A 20,604-nucleotide genomic window follows, 5' to 3' on the forward strand; every position below is an offset into this window, starting at 1 on the left:
CGTCCTCTAGGAGTCCTCATGAACAGCCCGTCTTCGCGCGAGAACCGGATCGCCGCGCTCCCCGATCATCTGCGCGCGGCCCTCGCCGAGCGTCTGGCCGGCCGCTCCGGGGCCCCGAGCGGTCTCGCGATTCCCCGCGTCCCGCGCTCCGAGACCCTCCTGATGTCCTTCGGGCAGCAACGCCTCTGGTTCATGGAGGACTTCGCACCGGGCGGCGCCGACTACCACCTGGCGGAGGCGCTGCGCCTGACCGGCCCGCTCGACGCCGGGGCGCTGCGCGCGGCGGTCGGCGACCTGATGGCCCGGCACGAGGCCCTGCACACCACCTTCGGCTTGGCCGACGGCAGGGGGGTGCAGGTCCTGCGCCCCGAACTGACCCCCGAGTGGGCGCTCGTGGACGTGTCGGACACCGATCCGGCCGGCCGCGAGGAGCGCGTACGCGAACTGGTGCGGGCCGAGATGGGCCGCCCGTACGACCTGGAGGGCGGCCCGCTGGTGCGGGTGCTGCTGGTGCGGCTGTCCGCCGCCGAGCACGTCTGCGTGCTGGGGATGCACCACATCGTCACCGACGGCTGGTCGATGGGGATCGCCGCCCGCGAATGGGGCGAGCTGTACGCGGCCCGGGTCGAGGGCCGTCCGGCGCGGCTGGCCGACGTACCGCTGCAGTACCCGGACTTCGCCGCCTGGCAGCGCGGCCGGCTGGAGAACGGCGAGCTGCTCGCCGCCGAGCTCGCCTGGTGGCGGGAGCGGCTGGCGGGGCTCGACCCGCTGGAGCTGCCCACCGACCGGCCGCGTCCGGCGGTGCGGTCCTCGGCCGGCGCGGCCCTGCGGTTCGAGGTGCCGGGCGCGACGCTCGACGCGGTGGCGGAGCTGGCGCGGTCCCGCGGCGCGACGCTGTTCATGGTGCTGACCGCGGCGGTCGGCACGGTGCTGGCCCGCTGGTCGGGTCAGGAGGACATCGCGCTGGGCACCTCCTCCTCGGGCCGCCGCGAGGAGGAGCTCGAGCAGCTGGTCGGCTTCCTGGTCAACACGGTGGTGCTGCGCTCGCGGGTGGCCCCGGAGATGACCTTCGACGAACTCCTCGGCCAGGTCAAGGAGACCGTCCTGGACGCGTTCGCGCACGAGGACGTGCCGTTCGACCGGCTGGTGGAGGCGCTCGCGCCGGAGCGGGACCCCAGCCGTACCCCGCTGGTCCAGGCGATGGTGGTGCTGCACAACACCCCGGCCGGCTCGGTCGCCTTCCCCGGTGTCGCCGCTGAGCCGTACCCGCTGGACCGGGACGCCTCGCTCTGCGACCTCACCGTGGAGTTCGAGGCGCGCGACGGCGCGCTGCTCGGCCTGATCGAGTACAGCACCGAACTCTTCGACGAAGCGACGGCCGCCCGGCTGGCCGGCCATCTGACCACGCTGCTGGCCTCGGCCGCCGCACACCCCGGACAGGCCCTCGCGGACCTGCCGATGCTGACGGACGGCGAGTACCGGCAGGCCGTCGAGGAGTGGAACGCGACGGACCGGGAAACCGGGGACCCGGCGCCGGTCCACGAGCGGGTGGCCGCCCAGGCGGCGCGCACTCCGGACGCGGTGGCCGTCCTCGCCGACGACGCCACCCTCACCTACCGCGAGCTGGACCAGCGCGCCAACCGGCTGGCCCACGTCCTGCGGGACCGGGGAGCGGGAGCCGGCACGCCGGTCGGGCTCTGCGTGCCGCGCGGCACCGCGATGGCGGTCGGGCTGCTGGGCATCCTCAAGGCGGGGGCGGCGTACGTACCGCTCGACCCGGACTATCCGGCGGACCGGCTCGCGCACATGCTGCACGACTCCGGTGCGGCCCTGGTGGTGACCGAGGAGGCGGTCCGCGGACGGCTTCCGGAGTCCGGCGCCGCCCTCGTCGACCTGACGGCCGACCGCGACACGATCGCCGCGGCCCCCGCCGACGCGCCCCGGGCCCCCGTCTCCCCCTCGGACCTGGCCTACGTCATCTACACCTCGGGCTCGACGGGCCGCCCCAAGGGCGTGGCGATCGAGCACCGCAACGCGACGCACATCTGCGAGGCCTGGGACGAGCAGTACGGCCTGTCCCACCTGGGGCTGCGCTTCCTGTCCGTCTCGAGCATCTCCGTCGACCTGTTCTTCGCCGACCTCATCCGCTCGCTGCCGTTCGGCGGGGCGCTGATCATCGCCTCCCGGGACGTGACCACCGACCCGCCCGCGCTGCTCGCCCTGATCGAGCGGACCGGCGCCACCGGGCTGGAGATCGTCCCGTCCCTGCTGAACGCCGTGCTGGCGGAATCCGCCCGCCAGGGCGGCCCGTTCCCGCCGCTGAGGCTGATCTCGGTGGGCTCCGAGGGCTGGCGGGTGGAGGACTGCCGCGAGCTGCTGGGCCGGATCGACCCCGGCACGCTGGTCGTCAACGCCTACGGCGGAACCGAGGCGACCATCGACTCGACGGTGTTCCTGCCCCGGCTCGACACCCTCGGGGACGGGGTCTTCGTACCGGTCGGCCGTCCGCTGCCGGGCACCCGCGTCTACGTGCTGGACTCCGGGATGCGGGTGGTGCCGGTCGGGGTGCCCGGTGAGATCTGGATCGGCGGCGCGGGCGTCGGCCGCGGCTACCACGGCAACGAGGAGCAGACCGCGGAGCGGTTCCGGCCGAGCCCGTTCGTGGCGGGCGACCGCCTGTACCGCACGGGCGACCGGGCCCGGCGGCTGCCCGGCGGCGACCTGGAGTTCCTCGGCCGGGCCGACGACCAGGTCAAGATCCGCGGCTTCCGGGTCGAACTCGGCGAGGTGGAGAAGGCCGTCCGGTCGCACCCGGACGTCGAGGAGGCGGTCGTCGTCGCCCGGGAGGAGGGCTCCGGACGCCGCCGGCTCGTCGCCTATCTGGTGGCCGGCCGCGAACTCGCCCCCGCGGAGCTGCGCGGCCACCTCGGCGGCCTGCTGCCCGACTACATGGTGCCGGCGGCGTTCGTACGGCTGGAGCGGCTGCCGCTGACGCCCAGCGGCAAGGTGGACCGCCGGGGCCTGCCCGAGCCCGGCGCACGGGATGCCGCGCCGGACGCGGAGTACACCGCCCCGCGCGACGAGACCGAGGAGGTGCTGGCCGCCGCGTGGGCGGCGGCGCTGGGTGCGGAGCGGGTCGGCGTCCACGACAACTTCTTCGACCTGGGCGGCGACTCGATCCTGTCGATCCAGGTCGTCTCCCGGGTCCGCCAGGCGGGCTACCGGCTCACCTCCAAGCAGCTGTTCGTGCACCAGACCGTCGCCGCGCTGGCCGCAGTGGTAACGAAGGACGCGGATCCGGCCGCCGCCACCCCGGACACGGGCCCGGGCGCGGCCGAACTCACCCCGATCCAGCGGTGGTTCTTCTCGGCGCACACCGTGGCCCCGGAGCACTACGCGATGTCGGTGCAGGTCGAGCTGGCCCCCGACACCGACAGCGGACTGCTGGGCCGTGCGCTGGAAGCCGTGGTCGCGCACCACGACGCCCTGCGGATGCGGTTCCGCCGCGAGGGCGAGGAGTGGGTCCAGGAATACGGCGGCGGCACGGCCGCCGGCCTGCTCGACGTCTGCGACCTGACCGCCCTGGACGAGGCCTCGCGCCGCACGGTGATGCACGGGGCGGCGCTGGCGGCCCAGCGGTCCCACGACCTCGCCGCCGGCTCCCTGGTGCGGGGCGTGTTCTTCGACTTCGGCGCGGACCGGGCGCCGCAGCTGCTGCTGGCCGTCCACCACCTGGTGGTGGACGGGGTCTCCTGGCGGGTGCTGCTGGCCGATCTGGCCGCCGCGTACGACCGGCTCGCCGGGGGCAAGGCGGTGGACCTGGGCCCGAAGACCAGCAGCTACCGGCAGTGGTCCGGGGAGCTGGCCGGGCTCGTGCGGTCCGGCGGACTCGACTCCGAGATCCCGTACTGGCGCGCAGTCGATCCCAACGGCGCCCCCGCGCTGCCCACCGACCGCAGCGGGGCCAACACCACCGCCCACGAGCGGACCGTCGAGGTGCTGCTGGGACGGGAGGAGACCGAGGCACTGCTGCACCGCGTACCCGCCGCCTACCGCACGCAGATCAACGACGTGCTCATGGCGGCCCTGGGCCGGACCCTGGCCGGCTGGACCGGCCGGGACCGCCTGGTGATCGGCCTGGAGGGCCACGGCCGCGAGGAGCTGTTCGACCACCTCGACCTCTCCCGTACCGTCGGCTGGTTCACCACGCACTTCCCGGTCGCCCTCACCCTCCCGGCCGGCGGCGCCGGCTGGGGCGAGTCCCTGAAGTCGGTGAAGGAGCAGCTGCGCGCGGTCCCCGGGCGGGGCCTCGGCTACGACGCGCTGCGCTTCCTGTCCCGGCCGGGCAGCCCCGGCCACGCGCTGCGCGGCGACCGGCTCCCGGAGATCAGCTTCAACTACCTCGGCCAGTTCCACGGCACGACGGACCAGGACGGCCTGGTCCGCGGCCGGGTGGCCGCCTCCGGTCTCGATCACGCGCCCGAGGAGCCGCGCCCGTACCTGCTGGACGTCATCGGCCTCATCGACGACGGCCGGCTCGGCGTCGGCTGGACGTATTCCGGCGAGGTCTTCGAGCAGGCCACGATCGAACGCCTCGCCGGGGAGTTCCTGACCTCGCTGCGCGAGATCATCGCGCACTGCCTGGCCGAGGGCAGCGGCGGCGCCACCCCCTCCGACTTCCCGCTGGCCGGCCTCGACCAGGCCGGCGTGGACCGGATCGCCGGGGACGGGCGCACGGTCGCGGACATCTACCCGCTGACGCCGACACAGGCCGGGATGCTCTTCCACACCCTGGCCGACCCCGGCGGCCCCGGCTACTTCGACCAGATGGTCTTCGAGTTCGACGACGTGGACGACGTCGGGGTGCTGGCGGCGGCCTGGCAGTACGTCACCGACCACCTGGAGCTGCTGCGCGGCTCGCTGGTGTGGGAGGGGGTGCCCCGGCCGCTGATGGTGGTCAACCGGCACGCCGAGCTCCCGGTGACCCACCTGGACTGGCGGGAGCTGCCGGAGCGCGAGCACCGGGCGGAGCTGGAGCGCTTCCTCGCCGAGGACCGGGCCCGCGGCCTGGACCTGGGCACGGCTCCGCTGGCCCGGCTCGCCCTGATCCGCACCTCGCGGACCGGCGTCCGGGTGGTCCGCAGCTCCCACCACGTGCTGCTGGACGGCTGGAGCACCTTCCAGATGCTCTCCGCGCTCTCCGTCGCGTACGAGGCGCTGGCGGCGGGCCGGACCCCCGTCCTGCCGGCCCGCAAGCCCTTCCGCGCGTACGTGGAATGGCTGGAGGCCCAGGACCTGACGCAGGCGGAGGCGTACTGGCGCGGCCGGCTGGCGGGGTTCGAGGAGCCCACCCCGCTCCCCCTCGACCGGCGGCCCGCCCCCGGGCACCAGGCCGCGTCCACCGGGCGGCTGGTCCGGCGGCTCTCCCCGCAGGCCGGGGCGGAGCTGTCCGCCTTCGCCCGGCGGCACCGGATCACGGTCAACGCGCTGGTGCAGGGCGCCTGGGGGCTGCTGCTGTCCCGGTACACGGGCCGCGGCGACGTGCTGTTCGGCGCCACCGTCTCCGGCCGGCCCGCCGATCTGCCGGGGGTGGACTCGATCGTCGGCATGACGCTCGGCACCCTGCCGGTACGGATCGGGGTCGACGGCGCCGCGCCGGTGGCCGAGTGGCTCGGACGGATCCACGAGGCCCAGGTGGAGGCGGCGCAGTACGAGTACGTTCCGCTGACGCGGGTGCAGAACTGGAGCCCCCTCTCCGGCGCCACCCAGCTCTTCGAGAGCCTGGTCAACTTCGAGAACTATCCGATGACCGACGGGACGGCGGCCGCGCAGGGACTGCGGCTGCGGAACCTGGAGAGCATCGAGACCACCAACTTCCCGCTGGTCCTGCGCGCGTACGCGGGCGACGGGTTCGGCTACTCGCTGGCCTACGACCCCGCACTGCTCGACGAGGCCACGGTCGAGCGCATGGCGGGGCACCTGGAGACCCTGCTGACCGGCATGGCCGCCGATCCGCTGCGGGCGGTGTCCGCCGTGCCCATGCTGTCGGCCGAGGAGTTCGAGCAGGAGGTCCGCGGCTGGAACGCGGCGAGTGCCGTGGCCGGCCAGGGGGAGTTCCTCCACGAGCGGTTCGCACGGTGGGCCGCACGCACTCCGGACGCCGTGGCCGTCTCCTCCGCCGAGGGCACCTTGACCTACCGGGAGCTGGACGAGCGGGCGAACCGGCTCGCGCACCACCTGGTCTCCCTGGGCGCCGGCCCGGACCGGCTGGTGGGCCTGTCGGTCGAGCGCGGCCCGCTGATGGTGCTCGGCGTGCTCGGCATCCTCAAGGCGGGGGCCACCTACGTTCCGCTGGACCCGGCCTATCCGGCCGAGCGGCTCGCGTTCATGGTCCGCGACTCCGGCATGGGCATCCTGCTGACCCAGCGGGAGCTGCGGGACCGGCTCCCGGTGTCGGGGGCCGTGGAGGTGGAGCTGGACGGTGACGGGCCCGCCATCGAGGCGCACCCGGCGACGGCGCCGCTGGTGGCGCTCACGGGCGGGAACCTGGCCTACGTCATCTACACCTCGGGGTCGACGGGCCGCCCCAAGGGCGTCATGGTGACCCACGCGAACGCCGCGAACCTGCTGCCCTGGCTGGAGCAGGCCTACCCGGTCGACCCCAGCGACAAGGTGCTGCTGCGGACCTCGATGAGCTTCGACGTCTCGGTCTGGGAGCTGATGCTGTCGGTGCTCTCCGGGGCCACCGGGCACGTGGTCTCCACCGACGTGTCCAAGGACCCCTTCGAACTCGCCGACGTCCTGGACCGGTACGGGATCACCATCGCGCAGTTCGTCCCGTCGCTGCTGGGCGCCCTGCCGCTGGACCGCAGGCCGCGCGCGCTGCGCCGGCTCTTCGTCGGCGGCGAGCCGCTGCCCAAGTCGGTGGCCGACGCCGTCCGTTCCGCCTGGGACGTGCCGCTGGTCAACAAGTACGGGCCCACCGAGGCGACCATCCAGATCACCGTCGCCGAGCACCTCGGCGACGGTGACGACGAGACCGTCTCGATCGGCGGCCCGATCGCGGGCGCCTCGCTGTTCGTGCTCGATCCGCAGCTGCGTCCGGTGCCCGTGGGCGTGGCGGGCGAGCTGTACGCGGCCGGCCCTGTCCTGTCCCGGGGCTACCTGAACCGGCCGGGGCTGACCGCCGAGCGGTTCGTCGCCTGCCCGTTCGGGGAGGCCGGGGCGCGCATGTACCGGACCGGGGACATCGTCCGCCGCACGGCGGACGGCCGGCTCCGGTTCATCGGCCGGGCCGACAACCAGGTCAAGATCCGCGGCTTCCGCATCGAGCTGGGCGAGATCGAGGCCGCTCTGGACCGGCTGGCCGGGGTGGGCCAGGTCGTGGCGTCCGTACGGGAGGACAGCCCCGGTGTGCGGCGGCTCGTCGCCCACTACACCGCCGACCGTGCGCTGACCTCGAACGAGCTGCGCAGCGCCCTGTCGGCCTCGCTGCCCGAGTACATGCTGCCCGACGCCTTCGTCCGCCTGGAGCGGCTGCCGCTGTCGCCGAACGGCAAGGTGGACCGCAAGGCGCTGCCGGCCCCCAGCGCCGAGGGCGAGCAGCAGGAGGCGCAGTACGCCGCGCCGCGGACCGGGACCGAGGAGACCCTGGCCGCGCTGTGGGCCGAGGCCCTCGGCGTGCCCCGCGTCGGCGTCCACGACAACTTCTTCGACCTGGGCGGCAATTCCATCCTGGCGATCCTCGTGGTCTCCCGTACGCACAAGGCACTGGGCATCCAGGTTTCGCCGCGGCTGCTGTTCGACGCCCCGACGGTCGCCGAGCTCGCGGCCGCGCTGGTCCCGGCGGACGACGCGGACGGGCCGGGCGCCGGCGCGACCGGGGCCGAGGGCCCGGCGATCCCGGTGGTGTCCCGTACCGGCGACCTGCCCATGTCGTTCGGGCAGCAGCGCCTGTGGTTCCTGCAGGACTTCAACGAGGACAGCACCGAGTACCACTCGACGGCGGCCGTGCGGCTGGCGGGCGAGCTGCACGCCGGCGCGCTGCGCACCGCGGCCGGTCTGCTCGCCGCCCGGCACGAGGCGCTGCGCACCACCTTCGCCCTGGCCGACGGCCGCGGGGTGCAGCGGGTCCACGAGGTCCTGGAACCCGGCTGGCGGACGGCCGACCTGTCGGACGTCCCCGAGGGGGAGCGCGAGGAGCGGCTGCGCACCCTGGTGCGCGCCGAAGTGGACCGGCCGTTCGACCTGAAGGGCGGCCCGCTGCTGCGCCTGCTGCTGGTGCGGCTGGCCGCCGACCGGCACGTGCTCGTCCTCGGAATGCACCACATCGTGACCGACGGCTGGTCGATGGGCATCGTCGCGCGGGAGCTGGGCGAGCTGTACGCCGCGCAGGTCCGCGGGGTTCCCGCCCAGCTGCCGGAGGTCCCGGTCCAGTACCCGGACTTCGCCGCCTGGCAGCGCGGCAGGCTGGAGGACGGGGGTCTGCTGGAGGAGCAGCTGGCGTGGTGGCGGGACCGGCTGGACGGGGTCGCGCCGCTGGAGCTGCCCACGGACCGGCCGCGGGCGGCCGTCCGCTCGGCGCGCGGCCGCTCCGTCACCTTCGAGGTCCCCGCCGCGGTGGTGGCGGGGGTCAAGGAAGTGGCGCGGGAGCAGGAGGCCACCTTGTTCATGGCCCTGACGGCGGCGCTGAAGGTGGTGTTCGCCCGGTACTCCGGGCAGCAGGACATCGCGGTCGGCACGGCGTCGGCGGGCCGCGGCCGCGCGGGGCTGGAGCACCTCGTCGGATTCCTGGTGAACACCGTCGTGCTGCGCTCGCAGGTCGACCCCGCGATGCCGTTCCGCGAGCTGCTCGGGCAGGTCAGGGAGACGGCGCTGGAGGCCTTCGCCCACGAGGAGGTGCCGTTCGAACGCGTGGTGGAGGCGGTGCGGCAGGAGCGGGACACCAGCCGGACCCCGCTGTTCCAGGTCATGGTCGTGCTGCAGAACACCCCGGGGAGCCACCTGGAGCTGGCCGGGCTGCGCACGGCGGGCTTCGAGATGGAGCGCGACTCGGCGCTGTACGACCTCACCATCGAGTTCGAGGAGCACCCGGACGGGGTGCGGGGCCTGGTCGAGTACAGCAGCGAGCTGTTCGACGAGGAGACGGTCGCCCGGTTCGCCGAGCACGTGAAGGCCGTCCTGGCGGGCGTCGCCGCAGCCCCGCAGCAGACCGTGGCCGAGCTTCCGCTGCTGGCGTCCGGCGAGTTCGAGCGGGTCGTGCGGGAGTGGAACCGGACGGGCGGTGTGCCCGCTCCGCAGGGATCGCTGCACGGGATGGTCGCCGCCCGGGCCGCCGCCACGCCGGCGGCGACCGCGGTCTCGTGCGGGCCGGAGGCCCTGTCGTACGGGGAGCTGGACGAACGGGCGAACCGGCTCGCGCACCACCTGGTGTCCCTGGGGGCGGGGCCCGGCGTGCTGGTGGGCCTGTCCGTCGAGCGCGGTGTGGAGATGGCCGTCGCCATGCTCGGCATCCTCAAGTCCGGGGCGGCCTACGTGCCGCTGGACCCCGCCTACCCGGCGGACCGGCTGGCGCACATGGTCCGGGACTCCGGGGCGGAGATCCTGGTCACCCACCGCGGCCTGGAGCGGCGGCTGCCGGTGACGCGGGCCGTGGTGGTCGATCTGGACGGCGACGGCCCGGCGATCGGCCGGCGCCCCGGCACGGCGCCGCAGACCGCGGTGTCCGGCACGGACCTGGCCTACGTGATCTACACCTCCGGATCCACCGGCCGCCCCAAGGGCGTGGCCGTCGAGCACCACTCGGTACTGCACCTGCTGGAGAACTGCCGCCCGGCGTACGGGTTCGACGAGCGGGACGTGTGGACGGTCTTCCACAGCTACGCCTTCGACTTCTCGGTGTGGGAGCTGTGGGGCTGCCTGGTCACGGGCGGCCGCGCGGTGGTCGTCCCGCGGGACGCGGCGCGCAGCCCGGAGGCCGTGTGGTCGCTGCTCGAGGAGGAGGGCGTGACGGTGTTCAGCCAGACGCCGTCGATGTTCCGCGAGCTGGTGGCCACGGCGGCGGAGCGCGGCTCGGCGCAACCGCCGGCGCTGCGCTGGGTGGTGTTCGGCGGTGAGCCGCTGGAGGCCAAGCACCTCGCGACCTGGTTCGACCGGTACGGATCGGGCCCGGCCCGGCTGGTGAACATGTACGGCATCACCGAGACCACCGTGCACGTGACCTTCCAGGAGGTGCTGGCCGGCCATCTGACGGGCGGAGGCCGGATCCCGGTCGGGCGGCCGCTGCCCGGCTACCGGGTGCTGCTGCTGGACGCCTCGGGCAGGCCGGTGCCCGTGGGGGTGCCCGGCGAGATCCACGTGGCCGGCGGCGGTCTGGCCCGCGGCTACCTGAACCGGCCCGAGCTGACGGCCGAGCGTTTCCCGCTCGACCCGTACGGCGCACCCGGTGAGCGGATGTACCGCTCGGGCGACCTGGCCCGCTGGCGGTCGGACGGCACCCTGGAACACCTCGGCCGCAGCGACGACCAGGTCAAGGTGCGCGGCTTCCGGATCGAGCCCGGGGAGATCGAGACGGCGCTGGTGGGCCACGAGTCCATCCGCGAGGCCGTGGTGGTCGCCCACCAGGACGAGGGCGGACACCGCAGGCTCGTCGCCTACCTGGTGGGCGGTGGCGAGCTGTCCACGGCGGAGTTGCGGGAGCACCTCGCCGCCTCCCTGCCGGACTACATGATCCCGGCCCTGTTCCTGGTCCTGGACGCGCTGCCGCTGTCGCCGTCCGGGAAGGTGGACCGGCGCGCGCTGCCCGCCCCGGAGGCACAGGGGGGCCCGTCCGGCGCCGAGTTCGTCGCTCCGCGCGACGCTGCGGAGGAGGCTCTGGCCCGGATCTGGGCGGAGGTGCTGGGTGTCGACCGGGTCGGCGTCCACGACAACTTCTTCCACCTCGGCGGTGACTCGATCCTGTCCATCCAGGTCGTCTCCCGGGCCCGGCAGGAGGGTCTGCAGCTGACTTCCCGGCTGCTCTTCCTGCACCAGACCGTCGCCTCCCTCGCCGCGCAGGCCGCGGTGGCCGGACCGGGCTCCGCGTCCGCCGCGGCCGTCGAACCGGAGCACGGCACCGTCGAACTCACCCCCGTCCAGCGGTGGTTCCTCGACCAGCAGGGGGCCGTCACCCCGGACCAGTACGCGATGTCGGTACGGGTCGAACTGGCCCCCGGCACCGATCCGGTGCTGCTCGGCCGGGCCCTGGACGCCGTGATCGCCCAGCACGACGCCCTGCGGCTGCGGTTCACCCGCGGCTCCGAGGGGTGGGTTCAGGAGTACGGCGAGGCGCCGCGCGGCGTGCTCGCGGTCTGCGACCTGTCCCGCGAGGCGGACGCGGCCGCCCGGGAACGGGCGGCCGGCGAGGCGGCGCTGGCCGCCCAGCAGGAGCTCGACCTGGCGTCGGGGACCCTCGTCCGGGGCGTCTTCTTCGGCCTCGGCGGGGACCGGCTGCCGCAGCTGTTCCTGGCCGTGCACCACCTGGTGATGGACGGCGTCTCCTGGCGGGTGGTCCTGGAGGACCTGGCCACCGCCTACGGGCAGCTCGCCGGCGGCGCCGCGGCCGACCTCGGCGCACGGACCAGCAGCTACCGGCAGTGGGCCCGGCGGCTGGCCGACCACGTGCGGTCCGGCGGCCTCGACCACGAGGCGGAGTACTGGAAGGCGGCCGCGGGCTCCCGGGCCGTCCCGCAGGACGGCGAGGGCGCCAACACCTACGGCGGCAGCGCCGTGGCGTCCGTCCGGCTGGGCCGGGAGGCGACCGGCGATCTGCTCAAGCGGGTTCCCGGGGCGTTCCGTACGCAGATCAACGACGTGCTGCTGACGGTGCTGGGGCGGGTGCTGGGCGACTGGGCCGGGGCTCCGGTGACCGTCGCGCTGGAGGGCCACGGCCGCGAGGAGCTGTTCGAGGACGTGGACCTGTCCCGCACCGTGGGCTGGTTCACCACGATCCACCCCGTCACCCTCGACGTTCCGGCCGGCGACTGGCCGCCCGCGCTCAAGGCGGTACGCCGCCTGCTGCGCTCCGTGCCCGGACGGGGGCTGGGCTACGGAGCCCTGCGCCACCTGTCCGCACCGGACGGGCCCGGCCGGGCGCTGGCGGAGCAGGAGCAGCCGCGCGTGAGCTTCAACTACATGGGCCAGTGGGACCAGGCCGCAGGTCCGGACGGGCTGGTCCGCGGACACCTGGACGCCCTGGGTCGCGACCGGGCGCCCGGGCTTGCGCGCCCGCACCTGATCGACATCGTGGCGGCCGTCGTCGACGGCGAGCTGCGGATCGACTGGATCCACTCCCCACGACACCACCACACCGCCACCGTCGAGCGTCTGGCCGGCCGGTTCCTGCGGGGACTGGAACAGATCGCCCGCCAGGCACGTGCCAACTGAAGGGTTCTTCCCGTGACTCGCTATGTCTTGAACCAGAACGAAACGGATGCGGTGGCCGAGCTGGCGGACCGCTTCCTCGCCGGCCACCAGGGCTGGGAGCCGCTGATCCTCGCCGATGAGATCAGGGCGGAGTCCGAGCGGCTGCCGCTCGGGATACGGCAGTTCCTCGTGGCCTGCCGGACGGCCGAGGAGCCCGTCATCACCCTGGCGAACCTGCCCGTGGACGAGCGCCTGGTGCCGACGCCCGCGAGCTGGCAGGTCGCCGAGAAGGAGGGAGCGGCGGTCCGCGAGGAGCTGGTGCTGCTGCTGATCGCCTCCGTGCTCGGGGATCCCTTCGCCTGGGCGAACCAGCAGAACGGCCGGCTGGTGCACGACGTCTGCCCGGCCAGGGGCCAGGAGTCCTCGCTGACCAGCGCGAGCAGCGAAACCCAGCTCACCCTGCACACCGAGGACGTGTTCCACGCCTGCCGGGGGGACTACGTGGCCCTGATGTGCCTGCGCAACCCGGACCGGGTGGGCACGACCGTGGCGGGGCTCGACTCCCGTTCCCTGCCGGAGCAGCTGCGGGAGGTGCTGGCGCAGGAGCGCTTCCGCTTCTACCCGGACGACTCCCATGCGGTGGCGCCCCGGTACTCCGGCGGCCGGCCGGTCGCCCGGGAGGAGCGCGAACACGAGGTGGCGTCCGTGCTGTTCGGCCCCGCCGATGCCCCGTACCTGCGGATCGACGCGGACTTCACCAGCGCGCTGCCCGGCGACACGGAGGCCGGGAAGGCCATGGAGGAGTGCGCCGAGCTGCTGAACGCGTCCGCCGAGCGGGTCGTGCTCAGCCCGGGGGAGGCGGTCTTCCTGGACAACTACCGGGTGGTCCACGGCCGGGACGTGTTCGTGCCCCGGTACGACGGCGAGGACCGGTGGCTCAAGCGCACCAGCGTGGTCCGCGACCTGCGGCGCACGTACGTGCACACCCGGTCCCGCTCCCGCGTGCTGGGCTGACATGGCCAGGAAGGACTTCACTCTGCTGTGGGCGAGCCAGGCGGTCAGCGAGTTCGCCTACAGCACCTCCCTGATCGCGCTGCCCCTGCTGGTGCTGACGATCACCGGGTCCCCCTCGCAGGCGGGTGTCATCGCGTTCGTCGACGCCGTCGCCATGCTGCTCGCCGGCCTGCCGGCGGGCGCCGTGGCCGACCGGTACGACCGGCGGTCGGTGATGCTCTGGTGCGAGGGGGTGCTGGTGGCGGTGTTCGGCGCCGCGGCGCTGTCCTTGTGGGTGGAGGTGGCCTCGCTGCCGGTCCTGGTGCTGCTGGCGCTGGTGAGCGGTGCGGCCACCGCGGTGCTGCTCGCCGCGGGCGCGGCGATGGTGCCGGCCCTGGTCCCCCGGGAGGAGCTGTCCGGAGCCGTCGCGATGAACTCGGCGCGCACGTACGCCGGCCAGCTGGTCGGCACCTCGGCGGGCGGCTTCCTGCAGGCGATGCGGAACGCCCTGCCGTTCGCCTTCGGCGCCGTCGCCCACGCGATCAGCTTCGTCCTGCTGCTCTTCATCAAGCCGCAGCCGCCCGCCGGACGGGAGGGGGCCCCGCAGGGCGCCCGGAAGTGGTCCGCCCGGGACCTGGTGGACGGCATCCGCTGGATCTCCGGGCAGCCCTTCCTGCGGCTGGGCCTGCTCTACGCCACGGTCACCAACTTCTTCTACGGAGCGGTCTACTTCGTCGTGATCGCGTCGGCGAAGACGAGCGGGATGAGCTCGGGCCTGGTCGGCGTGATGGCCGCGCTCCTGGGGGTCGGCGGGCTGCTGGGCGCGCTGGCGGCGCCCCGGCTGCAGCGGGTCCTGACCGGGTCCCGCCCCATCTACCTCGTCCTGTGGCTCTTCGCCGTACTGACCGCGGGGATCGCGCTGCTGCCGGGCAGCTACACGCCGGGGATCCTGCTGGGCGTCACCGCCTTCACCGCGCCGACCGCCAGCGCCTACTTCACGACGTACCAGCTGCTGCTCACTCCGGACACCCATCGCGGCCGGGTGATGAGCGTGGCGAACATCTGCAGTGCGGGCGGCGCCGCGATCGCGCCGCTCGCCGGCGGCGCCGCCTTCGACTTGTGTGGACGGCCGGTCACGCTGCTGGCTTGCTCGGCCCTGCTGGGCATCATCGCCCTGTCGGCCGTACTGAGCCCGGTCATGCGCCGCCCTCCGGAGGCGCCGGCCGTGGCGGAGGTGGGCGACGGGGCGGGTACGGTGCCGCAGTCAACGCGGTGAGCACGTACGTCAGGAGTCGCCGACCCGACTGACCAGGAATCCGGGATGTCAGCCCCCGATGGCTCGAAAGCACCCTGCCCCGAGGCCGGTTGATCACTGTAGGCTCGTCGACAGTCTTCAACTCATGTGGATGCGCAAGGTATGGGGGCGCGCGGGCAACCGCGTGCATGGCTTTGACATCAGGAGAAATGCGTTGGTTACCCTCCGACTGACCGTCGAGGACCTGTCGCGAATTCGCTTCATCGGCACGCTGGGGGCGGAGTTCGAATCGCGCCTCGCGGAGCTCAGATACGCGGAGCCGCTCCAGGACGAGTTCAGCGAGTGGCGTCGGAAGGTGAAGCGGAGACTGCGCCGCATCTCCGCCATCGCGGCGTCCGCGCCGCCGCCCGCGGCCCGCGCCGCGGCCGGCCCCTCCCCCGCCGGGGGATACTTCCACGCCACGGCCATCGAACCGTTCTGGGGGCGCATCCGCAGCCATCTGGAGACGGAGCGGGAGCTCTTCGGGCGCACGGCCCTCGCGGGCGGGGTGGAAAGCGCGCTCAACCGGCTGCACCCGACGATCGACTGGGACGCCCCCTACTTACGGGTGGACAACGGGCAGAGCGCACGGGAGATCCGGCTCACCGGGGACGGGATCGTCCTCGCCCCCTCCCTGTTCGCCAGCCGTCCGCTCGTCCTGGACCCGGAGAGCGGACGGCAGGGGCTGACCACCCTGGTGTACAACGTCCCGCTGGACACCGAGTCCGCCTCCTCGCTGTGGCAGGCCGAGGAGGACGGCGCCGCGGCCCTGCGCGAGCTGCTCGGGCACACCAGGGCGAGCGTCCTCGAAAGCGTCCGCGTGCCCAGCTCCACCGGCGACATCTCCCGCCGCCTGCACATCTCGAAGCCGTCCGCGAGCAAGCACGTCAGCGTGCTCCGGCGGTCCGGGCTGGTGGCGACCGAGCGGAAGAGCAACCTCGTCGTCCACCGCCTCACCCACCTCGGCGAAGCCGTTCTCGGATAGCCAGATTGGCACGGAACCACCATGAGCAAGAAGTCCCCCTGGCTGGTGGCCTACGGGCCCGACCCGGACGCGGAGACCCGCGTGATCACCTTCCCGCACGCCGGCGGCAGCGCGAGCTTCTTCCGCCACTGGGCGCAGCACCTGGGCCCCGGCTTCGCGCTGCAGTCCGTCCAGTACCCGGGCCGGGAGAACCGGCTGGCCGAGCCGCTGGTCCCCTCGATGGGGCAGCTGGCACAGGGCGTGGCGGAGGCCCTGGCCGACGGATCCGGAGACGCTCGCGAGACGGTGTTCTTCGGACACAGCATGGGAGCGGCGGTCGCCTACGAGACCCTGCGGCTGCTCGAGGCCCGGGGCTCCTCGCCCGTCACACGGCTGTGCGTGTCCGGCCGGGAGCTGCGGGCCGTTGCCGAGCCGGCCGCCCACGGAGTCCCGGGAGCCCGCGACGACGAGCAGCTCATGGCCTCCATGACGCGACTGGGCGGCACCCGCTCGGCGGTTCTGGACGATCCGGACCTGCGGGAGATGGTGCTGGGCATCGTCCGCAACGACTACCTCCTGATCGACACGTACCGGCCCGACCCGGGCGCCGCGCCCCTGCGCGCCGAGGTCCTCGCCCTGACCGGGGACCGCGATCCCCAGGTGGACCTCGGCCGGATCGACGCCTGGGCCTCGGTCACCACCGGTGCGTACGCGCGCCACGTGTTCCCGGGAGGCCACTTCTATCTCACCGACCACGCACCAGGACTGCTGCGGCTCGTGACCGGAGGACAGGCGGCAGGCTGAACCGTCACGTACGAAGGTAAAATGCGCCTTCGAAGATGGAGGCACGGCGCATGACCAACCCCGACGACAAGCCGGCCAACAGCCTGGCCGACAAGCTGAACCACCTGTTCAGCAGCACGGCCCCGGCCGGCCGCGGGCCTTACACGGGCGAGGAGGTCGCACGTGCGATCACGGCATCCGGCGTCCCCATCTCGGGCAGCTACATCTGGCTGCTGCGCAAGGGACAGCGCGACAATCCGACGCTGCGGCACATCGAGGGGCTGGCGAAGTTCTTCGGTGTGCCGCCCGCCTACTTCTTCGACGACGAGGTGACCGACACCGTCAACTCCGAGCTGGCCCTCCTGGCGGCCATGCGGGACGCCCAGGTCCAGCGGGTCGCGCTCCGGACCGCCGGGCTGTCGGAGCGGAGCCTGCGTTCCATCAACGAGCTGATCGAGCGCGTCCGCGAGTTGGAGGGCCTGGCGGAGAACCCGCCGGAACCCGGGAGTCCCGCCGAGGACTGACGCGAAGCCCCCCTTGACAGGACCGTACTGGCGCAAACCCGCCTGTACCCACCGGGACAACTGTGTTGGGGTAGAACTCCTGACGATCACTCGGGGGGACCAGGATGCTCAGCGGTGCGGCACTCAGCGTCGACGTGCTGTGATCGTCGTGCGCTGGCGATCGAAACTCGGCGGCCCGGCCGCCAACCCACTGGCCGAGAGGTGCCGGGCGAAGGTGCGCGGCCTGCGTCTGCCGCCCGGGGAGAAGCTGACCATCGGCGAACTGTGCGACTACGTCGGGACCCTGCGCGGACGGCAGGTGCACATCGTCACCCTGGCCCTTCCGTCCACCGGGCCGCACGGGCTGTGGGTCTCGACCGCGACCCGGGACTACATCTTCGCCGAGGAGCGCCTGGTACCCGTCCACCAGCAACAGGTGATCCTCCACGAGCTCGGCCACGTCGTGTGCGATCACGACGCCTCGCCCGTCATGACCCGGGACGCGTCGCGGCTCCTGATGCCTTCGCTCGACCCGGCGCTCGTACGACGCGTCATGGGCCGGGAGCACGGCGACTCGGAGGCCGAGCTGGAGGCCGAGCTGGTGGGCTCGCTGATCGGCGGGCTCATCAGCACGTGGAACGTCCACCCGACCTGGACCGTGCCGCCGGAGGCCCGGGACATCGCCGAGCGGTTGAGCTCCCTGGAATCGCCCATGGCACGGGACTCGGCTTGAACACCCTCCTCTACCCGCTCTGTTCGGCCGTGGCCCTCGCGGCGCTCCTCTACAAGGCCCGGGTGCTCAGGACGGACCGCTCGGTCCCCCAGGTCGCCCTCGTCGCCAACTTCCTGCTGCTCTTCGTCATCTTCACCGTGTCCACCCCGTCCGTCTGGGTGCGGGTCAGCGAGCTCGCCGGGATCGAGAACTTCTCCGGCCTGCTGACCCAGAGCTGCGTGGTCGTCATGACCGTCTGCCAGCAGCTCGTGCTGCTGCACTTCAGCCACGGACCGGAAACGGCCCGCCGCAAGGCGGTTCCCCGCGTGGTGGCCCTGGGGCTGGTGCTGGTCACCATGTCCGTGCTGTTCTTCGCCGCGACGGCCCACGGCGAGGCGCCGCACGACTTCGCCGTCGCGCGGGCCCAGTTCACCCCCGCCTACCTCGTCGTCTACCTCGCCGCCTTCACGGCGAACCAGGTCCAGGTCGGGGTGATGGGGCGGCGGTACGCCAGGATCGCGCCGTCCCCGTGGCTGCGCCGCGGCCTGCGCATGGTCGCCCTCACCCTGCCCTTCGCGCTCGTCTACACGGGGGCCCGGACCGCCGATGTCGTCGCGGCCCAGCTCGGCCACGACGGACGCGCCTGGGAGCCCGTCGCACAGATCGGCGTCGCCATTGCCGTGATCGTCCAGACGATCGGCTGGATCCTGCCGGACTGGGGCCCGCACCTCACCTCCCTGCGCGACCGGCTGGGACACCGGATCGCCCACCGCGCGCTCGGCCCCCTGCACCGCAGTCTCACCGAGCACGTACCGGAACCCGTCCTGCCGTTCACCCGGGCCCTGGACCTGCGCACGCGCCTGTACCGCATGGTCATCGAGATCCGCGACGCCCAGTGGGCCCTGCGCACCTGGATGGACGCGGACGTGGCCGAGCTGGCCCGGCAGGACGCCGAGCGGGCCGGCCTGCGCGGCGAGGAGCTGGCGGCCGTGGTCGAGGCGGCCCAGCTCCGGAACGCGATCGACGCGAAGCGCCGCGACCTGCCGCCCCCGCGGCAGCCGCAGACGCCCATGGCCGCGGCCCCCGGCGACCTCGCGGCCGAGCTCGCCTTCCAGCGGAGACTGGCCCGTGCCATGTCCTCGCCCATCGCCGACCGCTACGCCGGCCGGACCGAAGCCCCCGGCACACCACGCAAGGAACCCGCATGACCCTGAACACCGCCCCGACGGCCCTTCCCCAGCCCTTCGGAAGCGACTTCCCGGCCGACCCGCACGCCATGTACGCGCAGCTGCGCGAGAAGGGATCCGTCCACCGCGTGGCGCTGCCGGACGGCTCGCCGGTATGGCTGGTGACCCGGGAGGCCGATGTCCGCCAGGGCCTCGCCGACCCCCGGCTGTCCGTCGACAAGAGGCACTCCGGGACGGGGTTCAAAGGCTTCGCCCTGCCCCCGGCGCTCGACGCGAACCTGCTGAACATCGACGCGGACGACCACCTGCGGCTGCGCCGCCTGGTGTCCCAGGGATTCACGCCCCGCCATGTCGAGGTCCTGCGCGGCTCCGTCCAGGCGGCGGTGGACGCGGGGGTCGACCGGCTCGTGGAGCGCATGGAGGCCGAGGGCCGGGCCGACGTGGTCGCGGAGCTCGCCAGGCCCCTGCCCCTCACGGTCATCGGGGAGCTGCTCGCCGTGCCCGAGGCCGACCGGGCGGCGTTCTCCGGCTGGGTGGCCGCCATGCTCGCACCGGCGTCGCGCGAGGATCTCGGCTCCGCGATCGAGGCCATCCACGGCTTCCTGCTGGATCTGGTGGCCCGGCGGCGCGCCGACCCCGGTGACGACATGCTGTCGGACCTGATCGCGGCCCGGGACGACGAGGACCGGCTCACCGAGAACGAACTCGTCTCGCTGGCCTTCCTCCTCCTCATGGCGGGGAGCGAGAACGTCCAGCACCTCCTGGGCAACGGCCTGCTCACCCTTCTCACGCACCCCCGGGAGCTGGCGGCCCTGAGGGCGCGTCCGGAGCTGCTGCCGCAGGCCGTGGAGGAGCTCTTGCGCCACTCCCACCCCAACCACACCGCGATCCGGCGGTTCCCGACCGAGCCCGTCGACATCGGCGGCGTACGGGTCCCCGCGGGCGACACCGTGCTGTTCTCCCTGGCCGCCGCCCACCGCGACCCGGCCCGCTACCCGGAGCCCGACCGGTTCGACCTCGACCGGGAGGACAAGGCCCACCTCTCGCTCGGCCACGGGCTCCACTACTGCCTCGGGGCCCCGCTGGCCCGCATGCAGGTCTCCCTCGCCCTCGGCACGCTCCTGCGCCGCCTGCCGTCCCTCCGGCTCGCGTGCCCGGCGGAGGAGATCCGGTGGACCACCACGTTCAGGTTCCACGCCGTCCGGGAGCTGCCGGTCGCCGTACCGGCGGTGGGCGGGGCTACGCGCAGGACGGGCACAGCCCCCGGTAGGTGACCTCGACCACGGACACGGTGAAGCCGAACCGCTCCTCCGCCGGGAGGACGGCCAGCGGGCTGGCGGTCGGGTGGACGTCGCGGATGAGGCCGCAGCCGGAGCACACCAGGTGCTGGTGCGGGTGGTGCGCGTTCGGGTCGTAGCGCTTCGCTCGACCGACGGTGGAGACCTCCACGACCTCGCCGAGGGAGACCAGCTCGCCCAGCGCGTTGTAGACGGTTGCCCGGGAGATCTCGGGCAGCCGCTCCGCCGCACGGGCGTGCACCTCGTCCGCCGTGAGGTGCACGTGCTCGCCGTCGAGGACCTCCGCGACCACGCGCCGCTGGGACGTCATCCGCCAGCCGCGCCCTCGCAGCCGTTCCAGCAGACCGCTCATATCGGCTCTCCGATGAGATATTGGCTTGGTGTCCGTCTTGACTTGGATTCTGTCCATCGTAGGATCGGTTCTGTTGATAGCCAAGAGGATGAATGACCCCAAAGCGGCAGGAGTCA

10 protein-coding genes are annotated in these 20,604 nt (G+C 73.4%); 9 read left to right on the plus strand and 1 reads right to left on the minus strand.

Going from position 1 to position 20,604, the window contains the following annotated elements; genetic code table 11:
- The first annotated feature begins 18 nt into the window (after positions 1-18).
- The 9 genes from ACIPUC_RS10995 to ACIPUC_RS11035 all read left to right on the plus strand — a co-directional run bounded on the left by ACIPUC_RS10995 (position 19) and on the right by ACIPUC_RS11035 (position 20,112).
- Entirely contained in the window at positions 19-12,423 is a 12,405-nt protein-coding gene (locus ACIPUC_RS10995; RefSeq protein WP_446588604.1) for an amino acid adenylation domain-containing protein, read from the plus strand.
- Positions 12,424-12,450: 27 nt separating this feature from the next.
- Entirely contained in the window at positions 12,451-13,416 is a 966-nt protein-coding gene (locus tag ACIPUC_RS11000) for a TauD/TfdA family dioxygenase (RefSeq protein ID WP_446588606.1), read from the plus strand.
- A gap of 1 nt (position 13,417) precedes the next feature.
- Complete coding sequence (locus ACIPUC_RS11005; protein ID WP_446588608.1) at positions 13,418-14,671, plus strand: MFS transporter; 1,254 nt, start codon at positions 13,418-13,420, stop codon at positions 14,669-14,671.
- A gap of 193 nt (positions 14,672-14,864) precedes the next feature.
- Positions 14,865-15,674 (plus strand): ArsR/SmtB family transcription factor, encoded by an 810-nt coding sequence (locus ACIPUC_RS11010; protein WP_446588610.1) that lies wholly within the window; start codon positions 14,865-14,867, stop codon positions 15,672-15,674.
- 21 nt (positions 15,675-15,695) lie between these two features.
- Entirely contained in the window at positions 15,696-16,457 is a 762-nt protein-coding gene (locus ACIPUC_RS11015; RefSeq protein WP_446588612.1) for a thioesterase II family protein, read from the plus strand.
- A 50-nt stretch (positions 16,458-16,507) separates the two neighbouring features.
- Positions 16,508-16,960, plus strand: a complete 453-nt coding sequence (locus tag ACIPUC_RS11020; protein ID WP_446588614.1) for a helix-turn-helix domain-containing protein — start codon at positions 16,508-16,510, stop codon at positions 16,958-16,960.
- A 214-nt stretch (positions 16,961-17,174) separates the two neighbouring features.
- On the plus strand, positions 17,175-17,672 hold the full coding sequence (locus ACIPUC_RS11025) for an ImmA/IrrE family metallo-endopeptidase (protein WP_446588616.1): 498 nt from the start codon (positions 17,175-17,177) through the stop codon (positions 17,670-17,672).
- Positions 17,669-18,859 (plus strand): MAB_1171c family putative transporter, encoded by a 1,191-nt coding sequence (locus ACIPUC_RS11030; protein WP_446588618.1) that lies wholly within the window; start codon positions 17,669-17,671, stop codon positions 18,857-18,859. The genes ACIPUC_RS11025 and ACIPUC_RS11030 overlap by 4 nt, the downstream gene beginning before the upstream one ends.
- Positions 18,856-20,112 (plus strand): cytochrome P450 family protein, encoded by a 1,257-nt coding sequence (locus ACIPUC_RS11035; protein ID WP_446588620.1) that lies wholly within the window; start codon positions 18,856-18,858, stop codon positions 20,110-20,112. The genes ACIPUC_RS11030 and ACIPUC_RS11035 overlap by 4 nt, the downstream gene beginning before the upstream one ends.
- Here the strand turns inward: ACIPUC_RS11035 and ACIPUC_RS11040 are convergent.
- Positions 20,078-20,488 carry a Fur family transcriptional regulator gene (locus ACIPUC_RS11040; protein ID WP_446588622.1) on the minus strand — a complete coding sequence of 137 codons (411 nt, stop codon included), beginning with the start codon at positions 20,486-20,488 and terminating at the stop codon, positions 20,078-20,080. The genes ACIPUC_RS11035 and ACIPUC_RS11040 overlap by 35 nt on opposite strands.
- Positions 20,489-20,604: the final 116 nt, after the last annotated feature.

It is taken from the genome of Streptomyces sp. LARHCF249 (genome assembly GCF_052871255.1).

Excerpts from the sequence above, each read along its gene's own strand:
- ACIPUC_RS10995 (WP_446588604.1), top strand. The coding sequence starts at position 19 with ATGAACAGCCCGTCTTCGCGCGAGAACCGGATCGCCGCGCTCCCCGAT.
- ACIPUC_RS11005 (WP_446588608.1), top strand. The coding sequence starts at position 13,418 with ATGGCCAGGAAGGACTTCACTCTGCTGTGGGCGAGCCAGGCGGTCAGC.
- ACIPUC_RS11015 (WP_446588612.1), top strand. The coding sequence starts at position 15,696 with ATGAGCAAGAAGTCCCCCTGGCTGGTGGCCTACGGGCCCGACCCGGAC.
- ACIPUC_RS11020 (WP_446588614.1), top strand. The coding sequence starts at position 16,508 with ATGACCAACCCCGACGACAAGCCGGCCAACAGCCTGGCCGACAAGCTG.
- ACIPUC_RS11035 (WP_446588620.1), top strand. The coding sequence starts at position 18,856 with ATGACCCTGAACACCGCCCCGACGGCCCTTCCCCAGCCCTTCGGAAGC.
- ACIPUC_RS11040 (WP_446588622.1), bottom strand. The coding sequence starts at position 20,488 with ATGAGCGGTCTGCTGGAACGGCTGCGAGGGCGCGGCTGGCGGATGACG.